Annotated in this window: 17 protein-coding genes; 11 read left to right on the forward strand and 6 right to left on the reverse strand. The window is 67.9% G+C overall.

Features of this window, described 5'->3' with window-relative positions; all coding sequences use genetic code 11:
• The first annotated feature begins 200 nt into the window (after positions 1–200).
• Entirely contained in the window at positions 201–1,580 is a 1,380-nt protein-coding gene (locus QZZ33_RS08810; protein ID WP_291379474.1) for an HNH endonuclease signature motif containing protein, read from the forward strand.
• A gap of 23 nt (positions 1,581–1,603) precedes the next feature.
• Here QZZ33_RS08810 and QZZ33_RS08815 read toward each other — a convergent pair whose 3' ends face one another.
• Positions 1,604–2,125 carry a TetR-like C-terminal domain-containing protein gene (locus QZZ33_RS08815; RefSeq protein ID WP_291379476.1) on the reverse strand — a complete coding sequence of 174 codons (522 nt, stop codon included), beginning with the start codon at positions 2,123–2,125 and terminating at the stop codon, positions 1,604–1,606.
• 138 nt (positions 2,126–2,263) lie between these two features.
• Between QZZ33_RS08815 and QZZ33_RS08820 the strand changes: the two genes are divergently transcribed.
• The 7 genes from QZZ33_RS08820 (at position 2,264) to QZZ33_RS08850 (ending at position 8,578) form a co-directional block, all read left to right on the forward strand.
• On the forward strand, positions 2,264–2,926 hold the full coding sequence (locus QZZ33_RS08820; protein WP_291379478.1) for an MBL fold metallo-hydrolase: 663 nt from the start codon (positions 2,264–2,266) through the stop codon (positions 2,924–2,926).
• A gap of 143 nt (positions 2,927–3,069) precedes the next feature.
• Positions 3,070–3,609: a hypothetical protein gene (locus tag QZZ33_RS08825; RefSeq protein ID WP_291379480.1), complete on the forward strand. Its 540-nt coding sequence runs from the start codon at positions 3,070–3,072 to the stop codon at positions 3,607–3,609.
• Between the two features lie 81 nt (positions 3,610–3,690).
• Positions 3,691–4,980 (forward strand): MFS transporter, encoded by a 1,290-nt coding sequence (locus QZZ33_RS08830; RefSeq protein WP_291379481.1) that lies wholly within the window; start codon positions 3,691–3,693, stop codon positions 4,978–4,980.
• Between the two features lie 134 nt (positions 4,981–5,114).
• Entirely contained in the window at positions 5,115–6,311 is a 1,197-nt protein-coding gene (locus QZZ33_RS08835) for an SPFH domain-containing protein (protein ID WP_291379482.1), read from the forward strand.
• 12 nt (positions 6,312–6,323) lie between these two features.
• Positions 6,324–7,667, forward strand: coding sequence for a TFIIB-type zinc ribbon-containing protein (locus QZZ33_RS08840; protein WP_291379483.1), 1,344 nt, complete (start codon positions 6,324–6,326; stop codon positions 7,665–7,667).
• Positions 7,668–7,740: 73 nt separating this feature from the next.
• Positions 7,741–8,016, forward strand: a complete 276-nt coding sequence (locus QZZ33_RS08845; RefSeq protein WP_291379485.1) for a hypothetical protein — start codon at positions 7,741–7,743, stop codon at positions 8,014–8,016.
• Positions 8,017–8,077: 61 nt separating this feature from the next.
• The gene (locus tag QZZ33_RS08850) at positions 8,078–8,578 is read left to right on the forward strand and encodes a ClbS/DfsB family four-helix bundle protein (protein WP_291379487.1); all 501 of its coding nucleotides are present in this window, start codon (positions 8,078–8,080) and stop codon (positions 8,576–8,578) included.
• A gap of 23 nt (positions 8,579–8,601) precedes the next feature.
• On the opposite strand, the gene QZZ33_RS08855 is transcribed toward QZZ33_RS08850, so the two are convergent.
• From QZZ33_RS08855 to QZZ33_RS08865, 3 genes are all read right to left on the reverse strand, one after another.
• Complete coding sequence (locus QZZ33_RS08855) at positions 8,602–9,525, reverse strand: NADP-dependent oxidoreductase (RefSeq protein ID WP_291379489.1); 924 nt, start codon at positions 9,523–9,525, stop codon at positions 8,602–8,604.
• A gap of 56 nt (positions 9,526–9,581) precedes the next feature.
• A complete protein-coding gene (locus QZZ33_RS08860; RefSeq protein ID WP_291379490.1) occupies positions 9,582–10,337 on the reverse strand; it encodes a spermidine synthase in 756 nt (251 codons plus the stop codon).
• Positions 10,338–10,435: 98 nt separating this feature from the next.
• Entirely contained in the window at positions 10,436–11,026 is a 591-nt protein-coding gene (locus QZZ33_RS08865) for a DUF3558 family protein (protein ID WP_291379492.1), read from the reverse strand.
• Positions 11,027–11,335: 309 nt separating this feature from the next.
• Here QZZ33_RS08865 and QZZ33_RS08870 point away from each other — a divergent pair, with 309 nt between their 5' ends.
• Positions 11,336–13,201: an ABC transporter ATP-binding protein gene (locus QZZ33_RS08870; protein WP_291379516.1), complete on the forward strand. Its 1,866-nt coding sequence runs from the start codon at positions 11,336–11,338 to the stop codon at positions 13,199–13,201.
• A gap of 126 nt (positions 13,202–13,327) precedes the next feature.
• Positions 13,328–17,257: a hypothetical protein gene (locus QZZ33_RS08875; protein ID WP_291379494.1), complete on the forward strand. Its 3,930-nt coding sequence runs from the start codon at positions 13,328–13,330 to the stop codon at positions 17,255–17,257.
• A 22-nt stretch (positions 17,258–17,279) separates the two neighbouring features.
• Here the strand turns inward: QZZ33_RS08875 and QZZ33_RS08880 are convergent, their stop codons facing one another.
• Positions 17,280–17,744 (reverse strand): tRNA (cytidine(34)-2'-O)-methyltransferase, encoded by a 465-nt coding sequence (locus QZZ33_RS08880; RefSeq protein ID WP_291379518.1) that lies wholly within the window; start codon positions 17,742–17,744, stop codon positions 17,280–17,282.
• 306 nt (positions 17,745–18,050) lie between these two features.
• Here QZZ33_RS08880 and QZZ33_RS08885 point away from each other — a divergent pair, with 306 nt between their 5' ends.
• Positions 18,051–20,396, forward strand: a complete 2,346-nt coding sequence (locus QZZ33_RS08885; protein ID WP_291379496.1) for a hypothetical protein — start codon at positions 18,051–18,053, stop codon at positions 20,394–20,396.
• Between the two features lie 27 nt (positions 20,397–20,423).
• Here the strand turns inward: QZZ33_RS08885 and QZZ33_RS08890 are convergent, their stop codons facing one another.
• The gene (locus tag QZZ33_RS08890) at positions 20,424–22,358 is read right to left on the reverse strand and encodes a M13-type metalloendopeptidase (protein ID WP_291379498.1); all 1,935 of its coding nucleotides are present in this window, start codon (positions 22,356–22,358) and stop codon (positions 20,424–20,426) included.
• Positions 22,359–22,412 lie beyond the last annotated feature (54 nt).

A 22,412-nucleotide genomic window follows, 5' to 3' on the forward strand; every position in this document is an offset into this window, starting at 1 on the left:
GATGTTGGGGTGGTGGGGGGCGCTGCGGGCTCTGCCTGCTCGTGGCGCGCGTCCTCCCTAGTCACCTGGACTACTTTAGCCCTGAAGTATCCGGGAGGTGAGGCCGTCGTGGCTGGCGCGCGCGTCGGCGTCGGCCGTTTTATGCACCTAGATATCGTTTGGCGACGTTAGATGTCAGTGGGTAGTGATTGACTGGTTTCATGACGTTGACCACCGCCCCCATCCGCACTGCGGCCGATGCCGTCTGCGCGCGCGACGGGGTGAGCCTGGCGGGGCTCTCCCGTGAGGAATTGCTGGCGTTGTCGCGTGACTTCGCGGCGCTGAGCCGCGCGGTTGATGTGGGTTTTGCGCAGGTGGCCGCCCAGGTCGACGGCCTCTCTACACCGGACGACGGCTCGGCCGGGCTGGCGGCGCGCGAGGGCTTCCGGTCCGCGGGGGAGCTGATTGCGCGGGCCACGGGCGGCAGTGTGGCCGAGGCGCAGCGGCTCATCACCGCAGGGACGCTGTTGGCCGACGTCGGTGCCGACGCTGGGGCGGGTGCCGACGAATTGGTTGGGCCTGACGCTGGGGCGGGTGCCGTTGCGGAGCCCACCCCTGTGGCGCCGCCCTCACCGGTGGCCCAGTTCCGGGCGGAGCTCGCGCGAGCGGTGCACGCGGGTGAGATATCGGTCGAGGTGGTCAGCGTTGCCGAGCGGGCGCTCGCTGGTCTGCCGGACGTCGAACGCACCCGCGACCTCTTTCTCAAGGCTCTCGCCAAGGCTCCGGGGCTTGCCGTGCACCAGGTGCGCGCACTGTTCTGGCGGGCGCAGGCGTCGGCCGATCCCAAGGCATGGGAGCGGCGCGAGGAGCGTCAGCACGGCGAGCGCTACGCGTCGCTTCGGGACGACGCCGACGGCATGGTCACCCTCACCGCCAGGCTCACGCCCTTGGATGCGGCGCCGGTGCGCGCGGTGCTCGATGCGAACGTGCGGTGGGCGATGCAGCAACGGAGGGATGACCCTTCTTCCGACACTCGCAGCCCGGGACAGATGCGGGCCGACATCTTGGTGGGCCTGTGCCGCCACGCCCTCGACTGCGACCAGCCCACCAGTGGTGTGAAGACCACCGTCATGGTCCGGATGACGCGCGCGGAGCTTGAGGCGGGGCGCGGTGTGGGCGAGGTGGACGGTGTCGCGCAGCCCGTGTCGGCATCCGCGCTGCGACAGGGCGCGGCCGATGCCGAGATCATCCCGGTGGTACTGGGGGGCAAGAGCGAGGTGCTCGACTGGGGGCGTGCGCGCAGGCTGTTCAGTCCTGCGCAGCGGCTCGCGCTCGTGGAACGTGACGGAGGGTGCTCGTGGTGTCATGCGCCGCCCTCGTGGTGCGAGGCCCACCACATCAGATGGTGGGACAGGGATCGTGGGCCGACGGACCTCAACAACGGGGTGCTGCTCTGTACGCGATGTCACCATCGTGTCCATCGCGAGGAGTGGGGGATACGAGTGCGAGACGGTGAGGTGTGGTTTGTCCCGCCACGCTCGATCGACGCCTTGCGCACTCCGCGCCTTGGCGGGCGAGCCAGGTACGAGGTCGCGGCGTGATGCGCGGCGTGATGAATGCCGCGCTACCGAGACAGCGCCGCCGTGAGCCGGTCGAGCCCGTACTCGAACGCGTCGTCGACACTGCCTCCCAGTCGGAATGCGCCCGCAAGCTCCATCGAGAGAAACCCCGTCGCCCACGCGGTGACGAGGCGCGCGGCGTCGAGCGCGGACTCCTCGCCCACGAGCGCGCGCGTGGTCGCCAGGACGGGAGCAGCCGCCGTGGCGAGAGCCTGCTCGGAGCCGCGTCCGGAGAACGCGAGGCGATACGCCTCCTGGTGCGCGCGAGCCCAAGCGCGCAGTTCACGTGCGAGGCCCGCGAGGCCGTCCTGAGCCGCCAGTCGCTCCGCCAGATCGAGTGCCGCCGCATCGGCAATCAAGCCGACCAGCGCATCCCGGTCCGCGACGTGTTTGTAGAGGGAGGGGGCCTTCACGCCCACAGCACGCGCGGTCGCCTGCATCGTCAGGCCTGCTAAGCCATGTGTTTCGAGAATCGCGCGGCCCGCCGTGACGATGGCGTCGAGCGAGGTGCGGGGGGGCGTCGGCACGGGTGGCCTCCTGATATGACGACTTATGGCTATTGACAGTAGCCATGATACCTACGTACATTAGCCATGTCCAGCATCGGAGTCCGATGCGGGGTGGCGCGGCCACCCCGTGCGCCACCCCTCGCGAAAGGAACCCCCATGAAGATCGGTGCCCACCTTCACCGCATTGGCAATGACATCGTCGCCGCGTACCTCGTCGACACGGACGAGGGCATCACTGTGGTTGACGCGGGTCTGCCCGGCCATTGGCGCGACTTCCAGGCGGAGCTCGTCGCGATGGGGCGCACCCTCGCTGACGTGCGCGGCATCATTCTCACGCACGGCGACAGCGACCACCTGGGCTTCGCCGAACGCCTACGCGTCGAGGCGGGGATACCCGTCTACGTTCACGCAGCCGATGCCGACCGCGCCAAGGGCGGAGACAAGCCGAAGGCTTCCATGGGCCGCGTGAAGGTGGGGGCCTTGCTGCGCTTCTTCGCCTACGCCCTCCGCAAAGGAGGCGCCCGCACCCGGTATCTGACCGAGGTTCACGAGGTCAACGACGGCGACGTGCTGCCGCTGCCCGGTGCGCCCGTGGTGATCGGCATGCCAGGGCACTCGCCGGGCAGCGTCGCCGTGCACTTTGCGGTCGCCGACGCGGTGTGCGTCGGAGACGCCTTGACCACGCGCCATGTGCTGACGGGGAAGGTGGGCCTACAACCCGCACCCTTCACCGACGAACCCACCGCGCGCTCGATTCGCTCGCGCGGCTGGCAGGGGTTGAGGCGAGCTGGGTGCTGCCAGGGCACGGCGCACCAGTGAAGGTCAGTCCCGGCGAGCTCGAAGCTCGTGTGCGTGCTGGCGGGAAGTAGGGGGTTGCGTGCGTGTTGGCGCGCTGGCATGCGGGCGCTGGCGGGACCTAGGGCCCATGTCGCGGCGCGCTCACCCTACGTACGTTGAGGGGCATGGCCGACGCTGACGTCTGGCAACGCCCCCGACGCGTCTCTTTAGCACGGGGGGCAGTGGTGCTCGCGTGGCTTGCGGGCGCCGCGGTGCTATTGGCGCTGGCCTGGTCCGCAGACTCGGCTTGGTCTGCGGGCTCGTCAGCGCCGGCACCGCCGTCATTCGCAGAAGCCCTTGCCACTACCTTCGCGGCGCTCGTGATTGTGCCTTTGGTGTGGTGCGCGCCCATCGGCGCTGTGCTCGACCACCACCTCAGCCGGTTCGGCGCGCTCGCCGTGGGGCTGATTCACGCAGCCGGCTGCTTCGTGGCGTTCGTGGTCGTCATGATCGTGATGACCGTGGGAGCGACGGTGACTGGCAACGACATCCCGCAAGAGTTCGCGTTGCTCGCGATGTTCCTTCTGCCGCCAGCGCTCGTTTTGGGCTTCCTCTTGGCGATGGTGGTGCCCGGTTCGTACCCGCGCCATCCCGGGCGCGGCGTCTCGGGAGTGGCGCCCGCCCTCCGGGCCCTCGCGGGCGGCTGGAGGGGTGTCAGGGGTTAGGCGGCGGCCCGGCGGACGGGGCGCGGGGATTCTCGCTGCACGAGGCGTCACCGTACGATGGTGGGGAACAGTCCGGGCTCGATGATGAGCGCACCCTCGCTCACCTCGACGGATGGCACCGCACAGATGATGACCCAACTCACCCCCGCGCGCACCAGGCTCGCGCTCCTGTCGCTCGCGCTCGGCGGATTCGGCATCGGCACCACTGAGTTTGTCGCGATGGGCCTGCTGCCCGATATTGCGCGCGATCTGCTGCCCGGGCTCTACGCGTCGAGCCAAGAGGAGGCGCTCGCCAAGGCCGGCATCGTCGTCTCCGCCTATGCGGCTGGCGTGGTGGTGGGCGCGCCCACCATCGCAGCGATCGCCGCCCGCTTTCCGCGCAAGAAGCTACTCGCGTGGCTGACCGTCGCGTTCACCGTTGGCACCATCGCGTCGGCCGTGGCGCCCACCTTCGAGACCGTCGTGATCTTCCGCTTCCTCGCTGGCCTCCCGCACGGCGCGTACTTTGGGGTGGCGGCCCTCGTGGCAGCGGACCTCCTTGGCAAGGGATCGCGCGGTCGCGCCGTCGCCTACGTCCTGACAGGACTGACCATCGCCAACGTCGTCGGCGTGCCCGCCATCACGTTTCTTGGTCAGCACACCTCGTGGCGCGTCGGCTACCTGGCGGTCGCGGCGATCTTCGCTGTGTGTACCGCCGCGATCCTCGCCTTCGTGCCAGAACACGACGGCGATCCTCACGCAACCTTCCGCCGCGAACTCGGGGCCTTCACGCGGCCGGCGGTGTGGTTTGCGCTGCTCACGGGCGCCCTCGGGTTCGGCGGGTTGTTCGCTGTATACACCTACGTCTCGCCCCTAGCGACGGAGGTGGCAGGCGCTCCCGAACGCATCGTGCCAGCCGCGCTCATCGTGCTCGGCATCGGCACCACCATCGGCAACATCGTTGGCGGCCGGATGGCCGACCGCGGCGCGCTCAGAGCCGTTTTCTGGCTGTTCGGCGCGCTCGCGATCTCGCTCCTCACGCTCGCCCTCCTCGCAAGCACCCTGCCGGGGCTGCTGCTTGGACTCTTCATGGTGGGGCTCGCGGCATCGGCGATCTCCCCGGCCATCCAAACGCGCCTCATGGACGTCGCCGGCGACGCCCAGACCATGGCTGCAGCCGTCAACCACGCGGCGCTGAACATCGGCAACTCGCTGGGCGCATTCCTCGGCGGCGTGGTGATTGCGGCTGGCTGGGGCTACGTGGCACCCACGTGGGTGGGCCTCGCGCTGTGTGTGCCAGGCGTGGCGTTCGCGCTCGCGGGGTGGGTGGTGACGCGCGGGAACGCCGACTCGGGGGCCGCGAATCGCGACTCTGTGGCCACAAGCGTCTAGTTGCCGGGCAGCACACCACCCCTGGCCCCAACACCCGTCCACTGATAGGTTTTCCCAGACACAAGGTGGCCGCGCGTCACGTAGCGCAGCGATGCGGCGCCGGGAAAATCGGGGCCAACAAGACAGGAGTCGTCGTGGGGTTCATTCAGATCGTCGTAGGTGCCGGTTGGGACTCCCTCAAGGGGACCTTCGGCGACCAGTTCCTTGACTTCCTCGTCCCGCCGCGCGGGCTGAGCGACACCGCCATCGTGTTCCCAGCCGTCACTCAAGGCACCAATGCTGGCCGCGGCCAGAACACCAGGGCCAGCGAGAACATCATCACCAACGGCTCCGTCATCATCGTGCCGGAGGGCTACGGCCTGCTCACCTTCCAAGACGGCGCCATCACCTCAGTGGTGGGAGAACCGGGCGCCTACAAGTGGGACAGCGAGGACCAGAACTCCAAGTCGGTGTTCAGCGGCGGCGGCGTGTTCAGTTCCACCCTCAAGACGTCTTGGGAGCGCTTCAAGTTCGGCGGCCGGCCTGGTAGCCAACAGCTCGCGTTCTACGTCAACCTCAAGGAGATCCCCAACAACAAGTTCGGGACGCAGGGGCCCATCTACTGGGACGACGCCTACCTCAACGCCCAAGCGGGCGCGGTCACACGCGGCACGTATGTGCTCAAGGTCGTGGACCCCATCCTCTTTGTGAAGACGCTGGTGCCCGCGAGTTACATCACGGCATCAGCCAGGGTGTTCGACATCACGGAGACCGACAACGCCGTGTCTGAGCAACTGTTCGCCGAGGTGGTCGGCTCGATGGCTGGCGCGTTCTCGCGCTACGTCAACGACGATGACAAGAACCACCGCATCACGCGCATCCAGTCGGACTCCGTCGGCTTCGCCCGGTCGCTCGCAGAAGAGGTCGAGTCCAACTACCAGTGGTCATCCGAACGCGGGCTCACCATCACGAAGGCCACGATCGTCTCCGTCGAATACGACGAGGACACCACCGCGCTGCTGTCCGACGTGAGGAAGGCCGACGCCCTGAGTGGCGGTCGCGCCGACACGTTCCTCAAGCAGTCGGTGGCCCGCGGAGTCGAGTCGGCAGGCGAGTCAGGTGGCGGGGGCACTGGCCTCGCGATGATGGGCATGGGGATGGGAGCCATCGGCAACCTGGTCCAGCCCACGCCCGAAGGCGCCACCGGCGCTCCCGGTACCACCGGCACTGCCGCGCAGGCGGCGCCGGCAGACCCCGCGGTGCAATTGGCCCAGTACAAGCAGATGCTCGACGACGGCCTCATCAACGAGGACGATTTCGAGGCACTCAAGAAGAAGGTCCTCGGGCTCTAGGCTCGCCGCGTCATGACTGCCGAGAAGCCTCCGCCGGACTTCGTACCAGAGCCTTTGGATGCGTCGGCGCCCGACCACGTAGCGCCCGACCAGGCGGCTCCCAACCCCGCGTCGGCGCCCGACCAGGCGGCGCAGGAACCCGTGTCGGCGCTGCCCATTCCTGACATTGCACCTGAGGACGCGCCGGAATACGTCGAACTCGCCACGCCTCAGGGCGCAGCCGACGGCGTCGTCAGGTGCCCGCAGTGCGGCGCCAGCGAGGTCAACTATCGCGCGGACAAGGCCGAGTTCCAGTGCGCCTATTGCCGCTACACCTGGATGGAGCAGAGCCTCGACGAGGCCATGAAACTCAGCGAGGGCATCGGCGAATTGCGCGGCACCACCGTGTCCAGTGCGGCCGTCGACATCATTGACGACGCGGCGCTCGTCACCATGAAGTGCACGGGGTGCGGCTCGGAGGTGGTCATTGACACGGATCACAACCTGCGCGCTCGCTGCCACTGGTGCAAGCACGAGCTGTCGCTCAACAACCGCATCCCGAATGGAGCTGTCCCCGACGGCATCCTGCCCTTCTCCATCACCAAAGAGCAGGCGATGGCAAACATCAGCGGCTTCGTCAACCAGCGCAAGACGTTTGCTCACCCAGGATTCTCAAGCACGTTTACGCCAGAGAACGTCATGGGCGTCTACATGCCGTACATGACTGTCGACGGCAACGTGGACGTGCGACTCGATGGCGAGGGCGAGGTGCTGCGCCGCACGGTGCGCGTCAACGACAAGAGGACCGAGTACCACGCCGATCGCTACACCGTGATGCGGCAACTGTCGATGGAGATCGACGACCTCATTGTGGAGACCTCTTCCGACAAGGCGAATATTCACTCGACCGCCAGCACCAACAACATCATCAACGCGGTGCTGCCGTTCGACGTGAAGAGCATGGTGCGCTTCAACAGCAACTTCTTGGGTTCCGAGTACACGTCCGAGCGGCGCGACATGGACGTCGACGCCGCGGAGTCCTATGCGGCCAATCACTTCATGACGCTCGCCCGCGCGGGTGCTCAACGGACCATCACCCCCTACGACAGGGGCGTGGCGTGGAAGTCCGAACAGGTCAACGTCAAGGGCAGCCGCTGGACGGCCGTGCTGCTTCCCGTGTGGCTCTATGGCTTCGTGGAGACCAGGGGCGGGCGTCAGATCACCCACTACATCGCGGTCAATGGGCGCACCGGCGCGACCATGGGCAGCGTGCCGATCAACAGGGCAAAGGCGGCGTGGGTGGCTTGGGGGACGGCCGCGGCCATCTCGGTGGTCACGTGGCCCTTGGCCATTGCCGTGCTGGCGATGGGCGGATGATGAGACAGCGATGTGAGGCGCGGACCAGGCGTGGCGCTAGTGCGGAACCGAACGTGGCAGTCAGGAGAGCGTCGTGAGTAGTTCATCGGAAGGCTCATCCGGGCTGGCATTCGCCCTCTTTGCGGCGGGACCCGCCGCGGGCGTCTTCATCTCCGGCTGGATCAAGGCCAAGTACCGCAACAAGGGCGCGCGCTACATGCCGGAGCGTGTGGTGAAGCACCACGTCACCGAGCTGGTCCAAGACGACACGTTCCTCAGGAAGATCGTGTCGCGTTCGCGATCCATCAACGGGCGCAACGACCAATCGCCTGAGCAGCGGGCTCAGTTCACGCGCACGACCAAGGAGTAGGCTCCGACGCACCAGCCCGGGCACGCTGCGGCGCAGGGACGCGCCGTGAGGGGAGACGACCATGGCACGACCGCAATCGCAAGGCGAGTTGCTCGACGCGAGCGAGGCAAGCTTCGCCAAGTTGATGGCCCTCATTGACTCGATGAGCGAAGAGCAGCGAGTCGCCGAGTTTGCGTTCGAGGATCGCGACCGCAACGTGCGCGACGTGCTGGTGCACCTCCATGAGTGGCACCTTCTCTTGCTGAACTGGGCAGAGTCCAACCTCGCGGGAGACGCCGCGTCGTTCCTGCCGGAGGGCTACACGTGGACCAACTACGCAGGGATGAACGTCGGCTTCAGGGACCGCCATGCTCAGACGACGCTCGATCAGGCACTCGAGATGGTCGCGGAGTCCCGTGCGCGCGTGCGCGCACTCATCACGGCCCGCACGGGCGAGGAGCTGTTCACCAAGAAGTTCTACCCGTGGACCGGCACCACGTCACTCGGGGCGTACTGCGTCTCGGCGACGTCGAGCCACGACGAGTGGGCGATGAAGAAGCTCCGCAAGCACGTGCGGGGCTGAGTGCGGCGGTGCTGGCGCGTGGCTCACGGCGTGATCACGAGTTTGCCTCGCACATGGCCGGCCTCAAGCTCGCGGTAGGCGTCGGCGGCGTCTTCTAGGGCATAGGTGCGCGCCACGTCAACAGTGAGGCTTCCCGCGTCGATCAACTCGGCCAGTTCGACAAGTCCTGGGGCGTCCGGCCGCACCCACACGACGACTCCGCCCAGGCGTCGGGCGCCACGTCCGTCGGCGACAGAGACCACGCGCGCGCCCTCCCGCATCGCGGGTTCAGAGGCATCGAGCGAACCGTCGCCCGCGAAGTCAAGGACCACGTCGAAGCCCTCAGGCGTCGCGGCAAGCGCCCGCTCTGCGAGGCCGTCTCCGTATGTGATGGGGGTGGCTCCCAAGGTGCGCAAGTACTCGTGATTGCGCTCGGAGGCGGTGGCCACCACCGTTGCTCCCGCCAGGCGCGCCAACTGGATGGCGAACCCGCCCGCGCCGCCAGAGCCGTTGTGGATGAGCACCCGATCACCCTCGCCCACGTGGGAGCGGCGCACGCTGCGCAAGGCCGTCAGTCCCACGAGCGGCACGGCAGCCGCCTGTTCGAAGGACGCGGTCTGGGGCTTGTGTGCGAGGGCGCGCACCGGGACCGCGACCCGCTCTGCCAACGTGCCGCCGCCTAGCACGTCCTTGCGCGCGTAGCCGTAGACCTCGTCGCCCACCTCGAATTCGGGGGCATCGGCGCCCACCTTCGCCACCACGCCAGCGATGTCCCAGCCGGGAACAGCGGGGAACACCGTGTCGATCAACCCTTCAAGGAAACCCTGGCGCGCCTTCCAGTCCACGGGGTTGATGCCAGCGGCCCGCATCTCGACCACTACGGAATCGGGACCAGGGCGCGGCTCCGGCAGATCGGTGAGGGTCAGGACGTCCGGCGTGCCGAACTCGGAGTAGGTGATGGCTCTCATGCAGGGTGCAACCACTGGCGGCCACGCCCTGTTCCTGTCGTGTGGTCTTCGGCGCGCTACCCCTTGGTGGCGACGTACACGGTGGCCGTCGCCTCGCGCTGCTGCAGGGGGTTGGGGAACGTGATGACATCGGCGCTCACATCGGCGAACACCTCGGCAAGGATGCTCATGTACTCGGGCTCAGGAGGGTCGTTTGACCACATGGCGTACACGCCGCCAGAGCGCATGTGTGACGCGACCGCCGTCATGCCCTCGACGCCGTAGAACCCCGCGCTGCCGTCGTCCAGCACATGTGTGGGGGAGTGGTCGATGTCGAGCAGCACCGCGTCAATAAGGCGACCCGCTTGCGAGGGGTCGTAGCCGTCGTGGTAAGACATCGCGAAGAAGTCGCCTTGGACGAAGCGACAGCGAGGGTCCGACGTGAGTGCGGGTCCCACAGGGACCAGGCCGCGTTCATGCCAGCCGATCACGGGTTCTAGCAACTCGACAACGAGCAGTTCGCCCACGCGGGAGTGCTCGAGGGCCGCTTGAGCCGTGTATCCCAAGCCAAGACCGCCGACCACGACGTCCAGGGGTGCGGGGGAGCCGGCGGCCCGGGTAGTCGAATCGCCTGCATCGGGCGACTCAAGGCGGGCCAGCCCCAGATGCGCCAGGGCGATCTCGGCCGCAGTGAACTGGCTGGACATCAGCCACTCGTCGTCCAGCTTGACCTCGAACACGTCCTCGCCCGTGACGGGGTCGAGCCGCCTGCGCAGGCTGACGTCGCCGATGGGAGTGGGGCTCCAGTCGAGTTCTTCGAACCTGGCGCTCATGGGAACCTCCGACTACGCGAACGGGTCTGCTCGCCGCGCCCCACCCTAGCGGCACGTCGCGTGGGAGCCGATGCTGCAGTGATACGGGTGCGTTGTGGCTAGGCGTTCGCGGCGATGATCTCCGCGAGGGCCACAGTCTGAGCCGTGACGTCGTCGGTCGACGTACTCATCACGGCCACCTGCACAAAGAAGTCACCCATGGCCATGCCGAGGATCGAGCCACCGGCGACCGTGTAGGCGGCTGTCGCCCCTTCGACGGACACGTCGGTGGTCTCACCAAGGAAATCTTCGGCAGACTCGCGTTGGGTAGACACGGTCGCCGCATCCTCCGTGACGAGCACTTGGACAATGAGGAAGCTCCCGTCGGCCGCCGACCATTCACAGATGTTCTGGAAGTCGGTAGAGAGGTCCGCATTGATCGCTCCGTCCCCAAACGTCGTACCGACGGCCGACTCGAGGTCGCTAGGGCTCAGCCACGCGCAAGGGTCGGGGAGGTCACCGGAAGCGTCTTCCGGCTCTGAGGTAGCTTCCGTGGCGGCGGTCTCTTGCTCCAGAGCGGAGGAGTCGTCGCCGTCGGAAGAGGTAGCGCCCGGCGACTCGTCTGCACCGCAAGCACTTAGCGAGACCGCGAGGCTCACGCCGACGAAGAGTGCGGCGATTCGCCGCACGAGAACGGTTGACGTACTCATGGCGCCTCCCAGGGCCTGCCGAGATGCGGTGCCTCCGCGTGGCTCCACAGTAGAACTGCACTCTTGTCACGTGCCAGGGACCTTTGCCACTTTGCATCCAGGCATGTGTCGGGCGCCGCGATTGGCCAGCAACGGGTGACCGAATGTGTGTGACCGCTGTACTGCGCGTGCGGCGGGTTGCACCGTGACGCGACTCCTTCGCCGCTACGCCAGCGGCGAATCGCGCGCCGGTACAGGATTTCTCGCGTTTAGGCTGTGCTCATGTCCCACCCGCCTGCGGGCTCCCGCCGCGCCGCGACAGGCGGAGGTATGCGCGGGCGAGGCTTGACGGGGGGCGCAGACCCGGACGCGTTGCGCGCAGAAAACGCCGCCGCGCCCGACGTCCCGCACCTGTGGAGGCGCGTCGGCGCGCTCTTTGGTCCCTACCGAGCGCAACTGATCCTCACGGCCGCACTGGTGCTCACCACGTCGGCGGCGACCGTGGTTCCGCCGCTCATCGTGCAGCGCATCTTCGACCGGGCGTTGTTCCCGTCGGATGGCCTCGGCGGCGTGACGGCCCCCAGGCTGGGCCTGCTGACCGAACTGGTGACGCTCATGATCGTCATCTTCATCGCGTCGGCCGGGTTGGGCGTGTGGCAGACCTGGGTGACCTCGAACGTGGGGAACAGGGTGACGGGAGACCTGCGCGTGACCCTGTTCGACGGCCTCCAGCGCATGGAGTTGGCGTTCTTCACCCGCACCAAGACGGGCGTGATCCAGTCGCGGTTGCAGAACGACGTGGGCGGAGTGGCGGGAGTGCTCACGACGTTCGTGTCGAGCATCGTGGGAAACACGGCCACGGTGATCGCGTCGCTGGCGGCCATGATCGTGCTCGATTGGCGGCTCACGCTGCTGGCGGTGATCCTCATGCCGGCGCTCGTGGTGGCGCAAAGGCGTGTGGGCCTGGTGCGTCAACGCATCGCCGCCAAGACCCAGGAGTCGCTGTCAGAGATGACCTCGATCACTCAAGAGACCCTGTCGGTCAGCGGGATCTTGCTGAGCAAGGTCTACAACCGTCAGCGACTCGAATCCGCCAGGTATGCGGCGGAAAACCGCAATCTCATCCGCTTGCAGGTTCAGCAGGCGATGAGCGGGCAGTGGTTCTTCGGGCTCGTGACCGTCATCATGTCGTCTGTTCCCGCCGTCATCTACCTGGCCTCCGGTTGGCTGCTGGCACGCAATGGCCAAGACGGGGGCTCAGCGATCACGGCAGGCACCATCGTCGCCTTCACCACCATCCAGGCGCGACTGTTGTTCCCCTTGATGGCGCTCATGCGGGTCGCACTTGAGGTGCAGACGTCGCGGGCCCTGTTCGCCAGGATCTTCGAGTACCTGGACCTCACGCCCGCGATCGCCGACAGGCCGGACGCTCGCGACGTGCTGGAGGCGCCCGGGCCCTTGGGTGCCATCGAGTTTCGCAACGTCAGCTTCCGCTACCCCGACGCTCGGGAGGATTCCACGCCGACGCTGGACGGGGTCTCCTTCGCGGCAAGGCCAGGGGAGACTCACGCCTTCGTCGGCCCTTCCGGCGCGGGAAAGACCACCATCGTGTACCTCGCCGCCAGGCTGCACGAGGCGTCGTCAGGCGAGGTGCGCTTCGCAGGCGAGGACGTGCGCGCCCTCGTCGCGGAGTCCGTGGTCGAGCAGGTGGGCGTCGTGACTCAAGAGACCTACCTGTTCCACGCCACGATCGCCGAGAACCTCCGTTACGCCAAGCCCGACGCCACCGACGACGAGCTGGAGCGGGCGTGCACGGCGGCCAACATTCACGACGCGATCCAGGGCTTCGAGGACGGCTACGACACGGTGGTCGGGGAGCGCGGGTATCGCCTGTCTGGGGGCGAGAAGCAGCGCATCGCGATCGCCAGGGTGCTGCTCAAGGATCCGCCGGTGCTGCTGCTCGACGAGGCGACGAGCGCACTCGACACTGTGAGCGAACGTGTGGTGCAGGTCGCGCTCGATCGGGCCGCCAAGGGGCGCACCACCCTGGTGGTGGCGCACAGGCTTTCCACGGTGGCGGATGCCGACGTCATTCATGTGGTCGACGGCGGGCGCATTGTCGAGTCGGGGAGCCATGCCGACCTGCTGGCCGCCGAGGGACTCTACGTCCGGTTGGCCGCTCAGCAACTCCACTAGGGGCCGTCGCTCGAACACCCTGCAAGGGCTCGCTGGACGGTGCCCGCACCGGGAGCGGTTCGCGCGCTTTGCACAGGCGCACCCCTTCCGGCTTCGCCTAGGAGTCGGGGGCGCTAAGGTGCCTCCATGGGAATGCAACCCACAGGGGGGTCGGCGTCTTGGTGCCCTGACTGCGGTCACACGCTCGTCGCCGGTGAGTCGGTGTGTTCCGAGTGCGGCCTGGACCCGCAGTCGCGGTGGGCGAGAGACGCCGAAGCCGCGAACCGGCAACTCCACGAGATCGCCCGGAAACTGGGCGAGTTGCAGGAGGCTGAGCAGCGGTGGATCGACTACCGCAACGGGGTGCTCGCTGGCGCGCCACGCACGCGGGCGGAGGCATCCGCCCCTGACGAGCCCGCGATGTCGGCGGCGCCGACCGCCTACCAAGGGCCCCCCTCGGGCGCGACGGTGTTTGCGAACCCGGCCGCTGCGCCCCCATCGCGATCCGCAACGGAGGCCGCGTCTGGAGTCACGGAGGCCGCGTCTGGTGCTACGGGGGCCGCCGGCTCGGGCGCCACGACGGCGACCCGATCAGGCGACGCCTCCATGCGGACCGCCCGGACGCTGTCAGCGGCCACATTGCTTGGCGTGGCCGGGGCGGCACTCGTGATTCTGGCGGGCATCATCTTTGTGGCGGCATCCTGGACCGACTACGGGCCGGTAGCCCGCATGATCGTACTCATCGGCTTTTCCGCGGTGTTCGCGTGGCTTGGTTGGCTCTCACACCGCAATCACTTCCCGACAATCGGCGGCTCGCTCGCCATCGTGTCGGCGACGTTTGCAGGCGTGGCCGTCTATGCGGCACGGACTGGGCCGGCAGGCGTCGAGCCGTTCACCTTCCCTGTGGCGGTGCTTGTCGCAGCTGCGGTAGCGGTCGTGCTCGCTCGCGTGGGACTTCACGCCGTGGGCCTCGCGTCTTCCGGGGCGCTCGCCTTGGCCGTGGAGGCAGGGGCCATCGAGGGAGCAGCGCGCACCGATGGCGTCGTGACGGCGCTGTCCGTCCACTCGATCACCGGCGCGCTCGGCGCGGTGCTGGTGATTCTTGCGGCGCGCGCCTGGACCGTCCCCTTGCACCGTGCGGTGGCACAGAACTCCGGCATCGCGGTCGCCTTCCTGGCCACGGCAACCGCCGTGGTCGCACCGTATGTCGCCGCCTCCCCACTGCTGATCGTGGCCACGCAGGCCGTCGTCGCGCTCGCCGTGTGTGCAGGCGTCGCGACATGGCGCCCGACGGTGGGAGCAGGGGCCCTGGCGTTTGCCGTGACGTGGTCGGCGATGGGCATGGTGTCGATGTGGAGCGTCCCGTGGGGCAGCGTCTTCCTGGCGGGCGTGGCCATCGGAGTGGGCGCCGTCGCCGCGTTGCGGCGCGCTCCACGCGAGTGGGCAGTCCCAGGGCTTATCGGGCTGGTGCCATTGGCGGTGGCGGCCGGGTTGGTGGCCGTGTGGCTCCTCTTCGCCGTGGTGGCACCTTCGCTCTTCGACCTGACAGGGCCCGGCTCGCTTGAGTCCATGGTGAGCGGTTGGTGGGCGAGCGCGGCCATCATGGGCGCGTCTGCATCCTTCCTGCTGTTGGACCGGTGGCCCCGCCCACTCCCGGTCACCGCCTACAGGGGCCTCCCTGTGGTGGGAGCAGGGCTCGGTACGGTGTCGCTCGCGCTTCTGACCGTGTCTTACGCCCCCGAACCGTTCGGGTGGGTGGGCGTCGCGCTCACCCTCGCCGCGATCGTCCAATGGTTCGCCGCAGCGTGGTGGCACCGCGACGTGAGAGCGGTCGCGCGCCACGCAGCCGCAATCGTCGCGACGCTGGGAGGACTGCATGGGGCTGGTGCGGTCGCCTCCGTACGGTGGACGGAGGTGGCAGGGGACCGGGCTCTGGGGTGGGCCGCAATCGGGTCGATCCTCTTCGCCGTGGTCGCATTGGCGGGTGCCGCGTTGCGCGTGCCCACCACGGCAGGCGCGGGCATTGCCTTGGTGCTCACCGCGGGAGCCAGCGCCGTGACCTGGTCGCTCACTCACGCCGCGTGGGACGCCGCTCTCGCGGCGGCGGTCGCGACCGTCGCGGTGCTCGCGATGGCGCGCATCGTGCCACGACGCATCGGAGAGCCGATGGCGTGGGGAGCGGCCCCCGCGGCCGTGGTCGGCGCCTTCGCCGGGGCGCTCACCGTGGTCGCTGCGATCGCCAACCTTGCCTTCATCGACGGCTTGAGTGTCGAAGGCTTCGACGCCTTCCGAGGTGTCGCCATTGCGGCGGCCGCCGTGATCGTCGCGCCGGTGGCGGCCAGGCTATGGAGTTCTGGTGACGCCGATGCGCGCGGCCGCGTGTCAGCAGGGATTGCCGGTCCAGCGCTCGTCGCAGGCGCGATCAGCGGGCTTGCGTGGCTCGTCGAGGCCACGGGCACTGGTGCCGTTGGCGTTGTCGCGGCTGCATCTGTTGGCGCGGCGGGCGCGGCATTCCTCGTGACTCTCCTGCGACCTTGGCGCTCGTCGCGGATGGTGACAATCATTGCCGGTGCCACGATGGTTACCGCCTCGTCGCTCGTGGTCTTGGGGCACGTCGCCGCGGGATCCGCCGGTCGCTCGCCCGCGTTGTGGTCCGTCGCCGTCGCTGTCGCCGCGTTGGCGGGTGTGGCGTGGCGCTACCCGCGCGTGGCGCTCGGGCAAGCGATCACCGTGGGCACTCTCGCCATTCCGGCGGCCGTGCTCCCTGCCAACGCAGGGTGGGCCTTGTGGTCAGCCGTGGTGACCGCGACGGTGGGCGCGTGGGCGGTCCTGCTGCTGACGGGCGAAAGGCGACGGCTCGCGCGGTGGGGCCTGTTGCCTGTCACGGTCTTTGCGTCGGCCATTGTGCCCGTTGTGGTGTGGCTCTCCGCGTCCACGTTGGCAAGGCTCCACAGCGGGGGCATCGACTACGTCAACCCGATGTGGTGGGTCGCCGAGGCGGCGGCCGTCGCCGCGGCCCTGTCCTTGCCCCCGGTGCGTGCACGGGCCGCGTGGGTGATGGCGCCGGCACTCTTGGTGATGGCCGGACTGGTTCCCGCGCCGTTCGGATGGATCGGGCTCGCGGCGGCCGCACTCATGGCCAGCGAGATGGCGATCAGGTGGCGCTCGCGCTGGGGACTGCATCCCGCCGTCGGCCCGGTCTTGGGTGCCGCCGCGGTGCTGTGGAGTTCCACCGCGCGTTGGTCGGCCGCCGTGTCGCTAGGACTGCTCACCGCGTCGGCGTTGTGGATCGCCGTGCGATCGCACCGCGTGCTCCAGGTCACGTGGTCGCCCGCGCTCGTAGTGGCGCCGCTCGCCGGCACCGCAGCGGTGTGGCTCACGTGCGTCGAGTGGGGTCTCGACGCGGGGCACGCCGCTGTGATCGCCTCAGGGACGGCGTTCGCGATGCCGATTGCGGCTGTCGCGGCGCGGCTCGACACGCAGGTCGCCCCCGTCATCGTCGCGATGGCCACGGTGACGGGCACGATCGCCACCATGGACCTCGCGCTCGCCGCCATGGTCGTGTTGCTCGCATGCGCGGCGTGGTACGGGCTGTCGGTTCTCGGCATGCGGTGGGCACGATGGGTCGCGCTGGGTGGGTTGTCGGTCGCGACGGTGCTGCTCCTGGGAAGCGTCGGCGTCGAAACGTGGGAGGCCTACACGGCCGTGCCAGCTGGCACCCTCATCGGCCTGGGCTTGTGGTGGATGCGCAAGGACACTGGCAAGAGAAGTTACGAGGCTCTCGCGCCGGGCCTGGGTGTGGCACTGGTGCCCTCGTACTTGGCGCTGTTCGCCCAGCCACAGACGCTCGCGCGCCCCCTCGCGCTCGTGTTCGCCGCGCTCGTGCTCGCCATCGTCGGCGTCGCTCGTCGCTGGTTCGCTCCGCTGCTCGCGACGGCGCTCACGGCCGTCGTGCTCGCGGTGGGTCAGATCGCGGCGCACGATGCGCTCGTGCCAAAGTGGGTCAGTTTCGCCTTTGTCGGTGGCGTGATCCTTGCGCTCGGACTTGTCGCGGAGCGCATCAGCAAGATGCGCTGACCGGGCGGTCGGAGGGGCCGCTCTAGACCTGACCGGTGAACCCCAACTGCCTGGCCGCCTCGTAGATCGCGATGGCTGCCGCATTGGACAGGTTGAGCGAGCGCCGCTGCGGCAGCATCGGGATCCGAACGGCCGCGGTGATTCGGGGGTCTGCGAGAACCTCATCGGGCAGACCCGCGGGCTCTGGACCGAAGAGCAACACGTCTCCGGCCGCATACTCCACGTCGGTGAAGCGCGCCCGCGCCTGGCCAGTGAACGCGAAGACTCGGGCATCAGGCAACTCGTCGCACAGGGCGGCAAACGAGGCGTGCACTGTGACCGTCGCCAGGTCGTGATAGTCCAGGCCCGCGCGCCTGAGCCGCGACTCCTCGAGAGAGAATCCGAGCGGTTCGATAAGCCGCAACGGGGCTCCCGTGCACGCAGAGAGCCGTATGGCGGCACCCGTGTTCTCGGGGATGCGGGGCTCGAAGAAGGCAATCGACGGCATGGCAATTGCAGCATTCACGGCCCATAGTGTGTCACGAGGTGTGCGGCGGCGCTTGACCCGTCGGGCAGCGCGTTGGCGAGTCGTCGCGGTGCGCACCGTGTGGTTCTACGAGGGTTCTGCTTGCGCGGATCGTGTCCACGGTGCGCCAAGAATGCCTACTTACCAGGGATGACGGGCTGTTCTTGTGCCTGATGTGAGATTATCCACACCAATCGGAAATACCCCATAAATGGGGCTACCGCTTCTGGGGGCAATTTCTTACCGTCGAAGTGGGCCCATTGGGCCCCTGACTCGGGGGTTAGGGCGTTGCGGGCTAACTATGCTGTCGGCGGCGCCGCGGTAGTGGCGTTGTTCGGCATTCTGGGCGGCTCAGCCGCCTTCTCTTCGAGCGCCTCAGAACACGACGAGATCTCGCGTGTGGTGAACGCCTCTGTCGCCCCACAGCAGTCGCAGCCCCTGACGGTACTCCTCATGGGCGACTCGTACACGGCCGGAAACGGCGCGCGCGACGATGCCGGAAACGCCGCCTACTACGGGCCAGAGCGATGCATGCGCAGCACGGGCACATGGGGCGAGCAATACGCGCGCATCATGGAGGGTCAGGGCTATGCGGTCACCCTGCTCAACCGCGCGTGCTCGGCCGCTTCCACTGGCGCGATGATCAACGATCGCTCCATGAGGGACACCAGGGTTGTCACCTACCCGGAGGCGGAACCGGCCGACGCGCCGCGCGACGACCAGTTCTATGTCGAGTGGGCGACCACTGAACCTCGGTGCACACCGGAGCCGGACACCGAGGAGTACTTCGTGTCGACGGTGAATCGATCGCCGCTACCAGACGGCTCGGCGCGCGTGTCGGTCGCATGCGAGCGCTGGCTCACCGCGCAGTCGGCGGCGGTCAACCCCGACGTCGATCTGGTGCTGATGACGGTGGGCGGGAACGACGTGCGCTTCCCGGACATCGCCCGCGAGTGCCTCATCGTGGCCAACGCCGATACGTGTGCGGACGCCATTGGGGCTGCCAGGAACTACGCGACGGAGCAGTTCGCGGACGACCTTCTCGGGGTCTTCGAAGAGATTTCCAGGGCGTCGGAGGGGAACACGAAGGTGGGCTACGCCGCCTACCCAGGCCTCGAGGTCAGCGACGATCTGCGCATCACCTCCGCAGGGCTGTCGGGAGTCAGCACCTATCCCGTGGCAGAGCAACTGGCGGCGCTGTCTCAAGAGGGCCTCGAGGCGCAGCGTGACGCGGTCGCTGAAGCCAATGCGAGGTTTGGCAAGGGCTTCGTCACGCTCATGGATGAGGTGCCGCTGATGTTCGACGGCCACGAGCCGGACGCCCGCCCTGGCTTCGCGAATCCCGATCGGTGGATGTATGAGTTTCTTGAGACCACCGAACGCGATGAGTGGTACCACCTCAAGCCCGAGGGGCACGAGAGCATCGCGCAGTACGCGGCGACGTTCGGAGACTTCGGGGCGACAGGTAGCCACAGCCCAGCTCGCGATCTCGCGCTGGTTGTTGACGAGCGCGATGCCGCTCGGTCCGCTGTCGAGTCTGCGCTGGCCGAGCCTGCGCTTTGGGGTGGTGCTCGGGTGTCGGTGATCGAGCAACGCGTGGCGGGCGACGGGATTCGCGTGGAACGACGGGTGATCGCGTACGCCGCAGATCCCGGCGAGGCGCTCGCGGCGCTCAGCACTACGTCGGACTCGCCGTGGTTGCCAGCATCGTCCGTGCAACTCCAGGCCAGATGGAACGCGTCCGCCCAGTCCATCTTCATCGGGGATGCCGCGCTGAGTCTGACCGACGCGGCGCCGGTGTGGAGCGGATCCCAGCAGGGACGCCCGGTGTCCGTCAACGCTCATGAGGTTGACGTGCCGCCAGCGGTGGCGCAGGGCGAAGCGACGGCGGCGGGCCCACACGGTGCAGGTGCAGATCTCGCGGTGCTCACACAATCGACCGTGTGGGAACGGCTGGTCGCCGTCCTCGAGAATGCGGCGAACGCACCCCACGCGTGGGCGGGCGGCCCCTACGTGGCGCTGGGCACGAAAGTGGCACTGACCGCGCGGGGCTCGCACGGACCCGGCGAGGTCACTTACGCGTGGGACCTCGACGGCGACGGGGTCTTCGAGATCGATGCGGCGAGTGACCACCTGCGCGTCGCGCCCGGTGCCGTGGAGCCGGGGTGGGTGAGCGTGCGCGTCACTACGCCGGGAGGCTCGACCTCCGTCGCGTCGGCGTGGGTGGCGACGGCCCCGCCAGCCGTGACGTCCTCGACGCCGTGCGTGACGTCAGACCACGGTGCCGGGGCTCGTAGTCAGTCCGGTCGCCTCGGTTGTCGGCCGGACCTGGCGGCACCGGCGGTGCCCGGCTCCGACCCCGTTCCGGCCGCCGCTGCCCCGGCATTGCGCATCACTGGCAGCGCCACCAGGGACACGGCCGACGCGCGGGGCGCGGCAAGCGACGAGGTTGGCACCCTCGCGGCGTTGACACTGTTGCCGATGTACATCGACGAGCGAGTCGCGGCGCTATCTGGGGCGCGAGTGCGCCGCTCGTCCCGACCAGACAGCGCTGGCCGTGGGCGTCCGAGCGAGCTTGTTCGCCGAGAGAAGTCGTTGCGAGCTCTGCTCGCCGATTCCGCGGTCCGTCGCTAGCGAGCCTGTCCTAGGCGTCCGGAGCCGTCACCAGATCCTCACGCGGCGCTCGGGCTCAAGCCACAAGGCGTCGTCCTCGCCCACCCCAAACGCGGAATACCAGGCGTCCATGTTGCGCACCACGCCGTTGATTCTGAACTCCTCTGGAGAGTGCGGGTCCGTGGTGATCTGCGTCATGAGCGCCTCGTCCCTGCGCTTGGTGCGCTCAGTGAGCGCATACGCGATGAAGTAGCGCTGCACGGCCGTGAAACCGTCGACGAGTGGTACCTCCTCGAGGGGCTGGCCTGCGGCGATCTTGAGTGCCTTGAGGGCGATTTCCACACCGGCGAGGTCGCCGATGTTCTCGCCGACCGTCAAGGCGCCGTTGACCGTGTATTCGTCACCCAACTGTTCGGGGGAGTAGCCGTCGTATTGGTCGATGAGCACCTTGGCGCGCTCCGTGAACGCCTCACGGTCAGCCTCCGTCCACCAGTTGTCCAGGCGGCCAGTGCCGTCGTACTTGGAACCTTGGTCGTCGAAGCCGTGGCCGATCTCATGGCCGATCACGGCGCCGATGCCGCCAAAGTTGACCGCGGCGTCGGCCTCCGGATTGAAGAACGGCGGCTGCAGGATCGCGGCAGGGAACACGATCTCGTTGGCGGTCTGCAGGTAGTACGCGTTGACCGTCTGAGGAGTCATCAGCCATTCGGTGCGGTCAACGGGCTTGCCGATCTTCGACCATTCCCAATCGTGGTCGAAGCGGGAAGACGCCCGCACGTTACCCACGAGGTCGTCGGCGCTTGCCTCGAGCGCCGAGTAGTCGCGCCACTTCTCCGGATAGCCGATCTTGGGGGTGAACTGGTCCAGTTTGGTGAGGGCGCGTTGGCGCGTCTCAGGTGTCATCCACTCGAGTGACGTGATGGACTCGCGGTAGGCGGCGATCAGGTGCGCCACCAACAGGTCCATCTCCTCCTTGTACTCAGGGGGGAAGTGGCGGGCGACGTACAACTGACCCACGAGCTCGCCCACGCAGCCCTCGACGAACTGGACGCCACGCTTCCAGCGTTCGCGCTGCTGAGGGGCTCCTGACAGCACGGTGCCGTAGAACTCGAAGTTCGCTCGCGAGATCTCTTGGCTCAGGTACGCGGAGCGCGACGCGACGATGCGCCACCGCAGCCACTGCTTCCAGTGATCAAGGCTGGTCACAGGGAAGACACTGCTCAGTCCCTCGAAGAAGCTGGGTTCGTACGCGATGAGAATGTCGTGAGCGGCGTCAGGCATGCCGATGGCGTTGGCCCACAGGCGCCACGGAAATCCGCCGGCCGTTTCTTCCAGCGTGGCAAGGGTGGTGGGGTTGTGGGTCAAGTCGGCCTCACGGGACTTCACGACGTCCCAGTGATGCGCCGCGATGGCGGTCTCCAACGCGAGAATGGTCGACGGGTCGAAGTCGACTCCCGTCAACTCCGACATGCGCCCCAGGTGAGCCACGTACTTCTCGCGCACCTCGGCGTGCGCGTCTTCGCGGTAGAACGCCTCGTCTGGAAGGCCGATGCCAGACTGGAAGAGGTAGACGACGTTGCGGTCTGGCTCTGACTTGTCGGCGAACACCTCGTAGCCGACGACGCCTCCCACTCCCGACCTCTGCAGGGCGCCGATCGTGGCGGCGAGTTCTTCGTGGGTGGCGGCGGCGTCCACGGCAGCGAGATCGGGTTCGATCGGCCTGGCGCCAAGGGCGTCGACGGTGTCGGTTTCCATGAAACTCGCGTAGAGCGCGCCGGTGAGTGCGTCGCGAGGTGACTCTTCGATGATGGCGCGGACTTGCTTCTCAGCTTGGTCGTGAAGCGCGTAGAACGCGCCGTCCGCGGCCCGGTCGTCGGGAATCTTGTGAGTCTCAAGCCACGGCCCGTTGACGTACCGGAAGAAGTCGTCGTGTGGCCGAATCGTGTCGGAAAGGGTCGAGGGATCGATGCCGCGCTGAGTCATGTGCCCACCCTAGGTGTCAGGAGAGCCCGCCACGCCAAGGTTTCGCTCCTGGCG

The organism is Demequina sp., assembly GCF_016278775.1.
Taxonomy (GTDB): domain Bacteria; phylum Actinomycetota; class Actinomycetes; order Actinomycetales; family Demequinaceae; genus Demequina.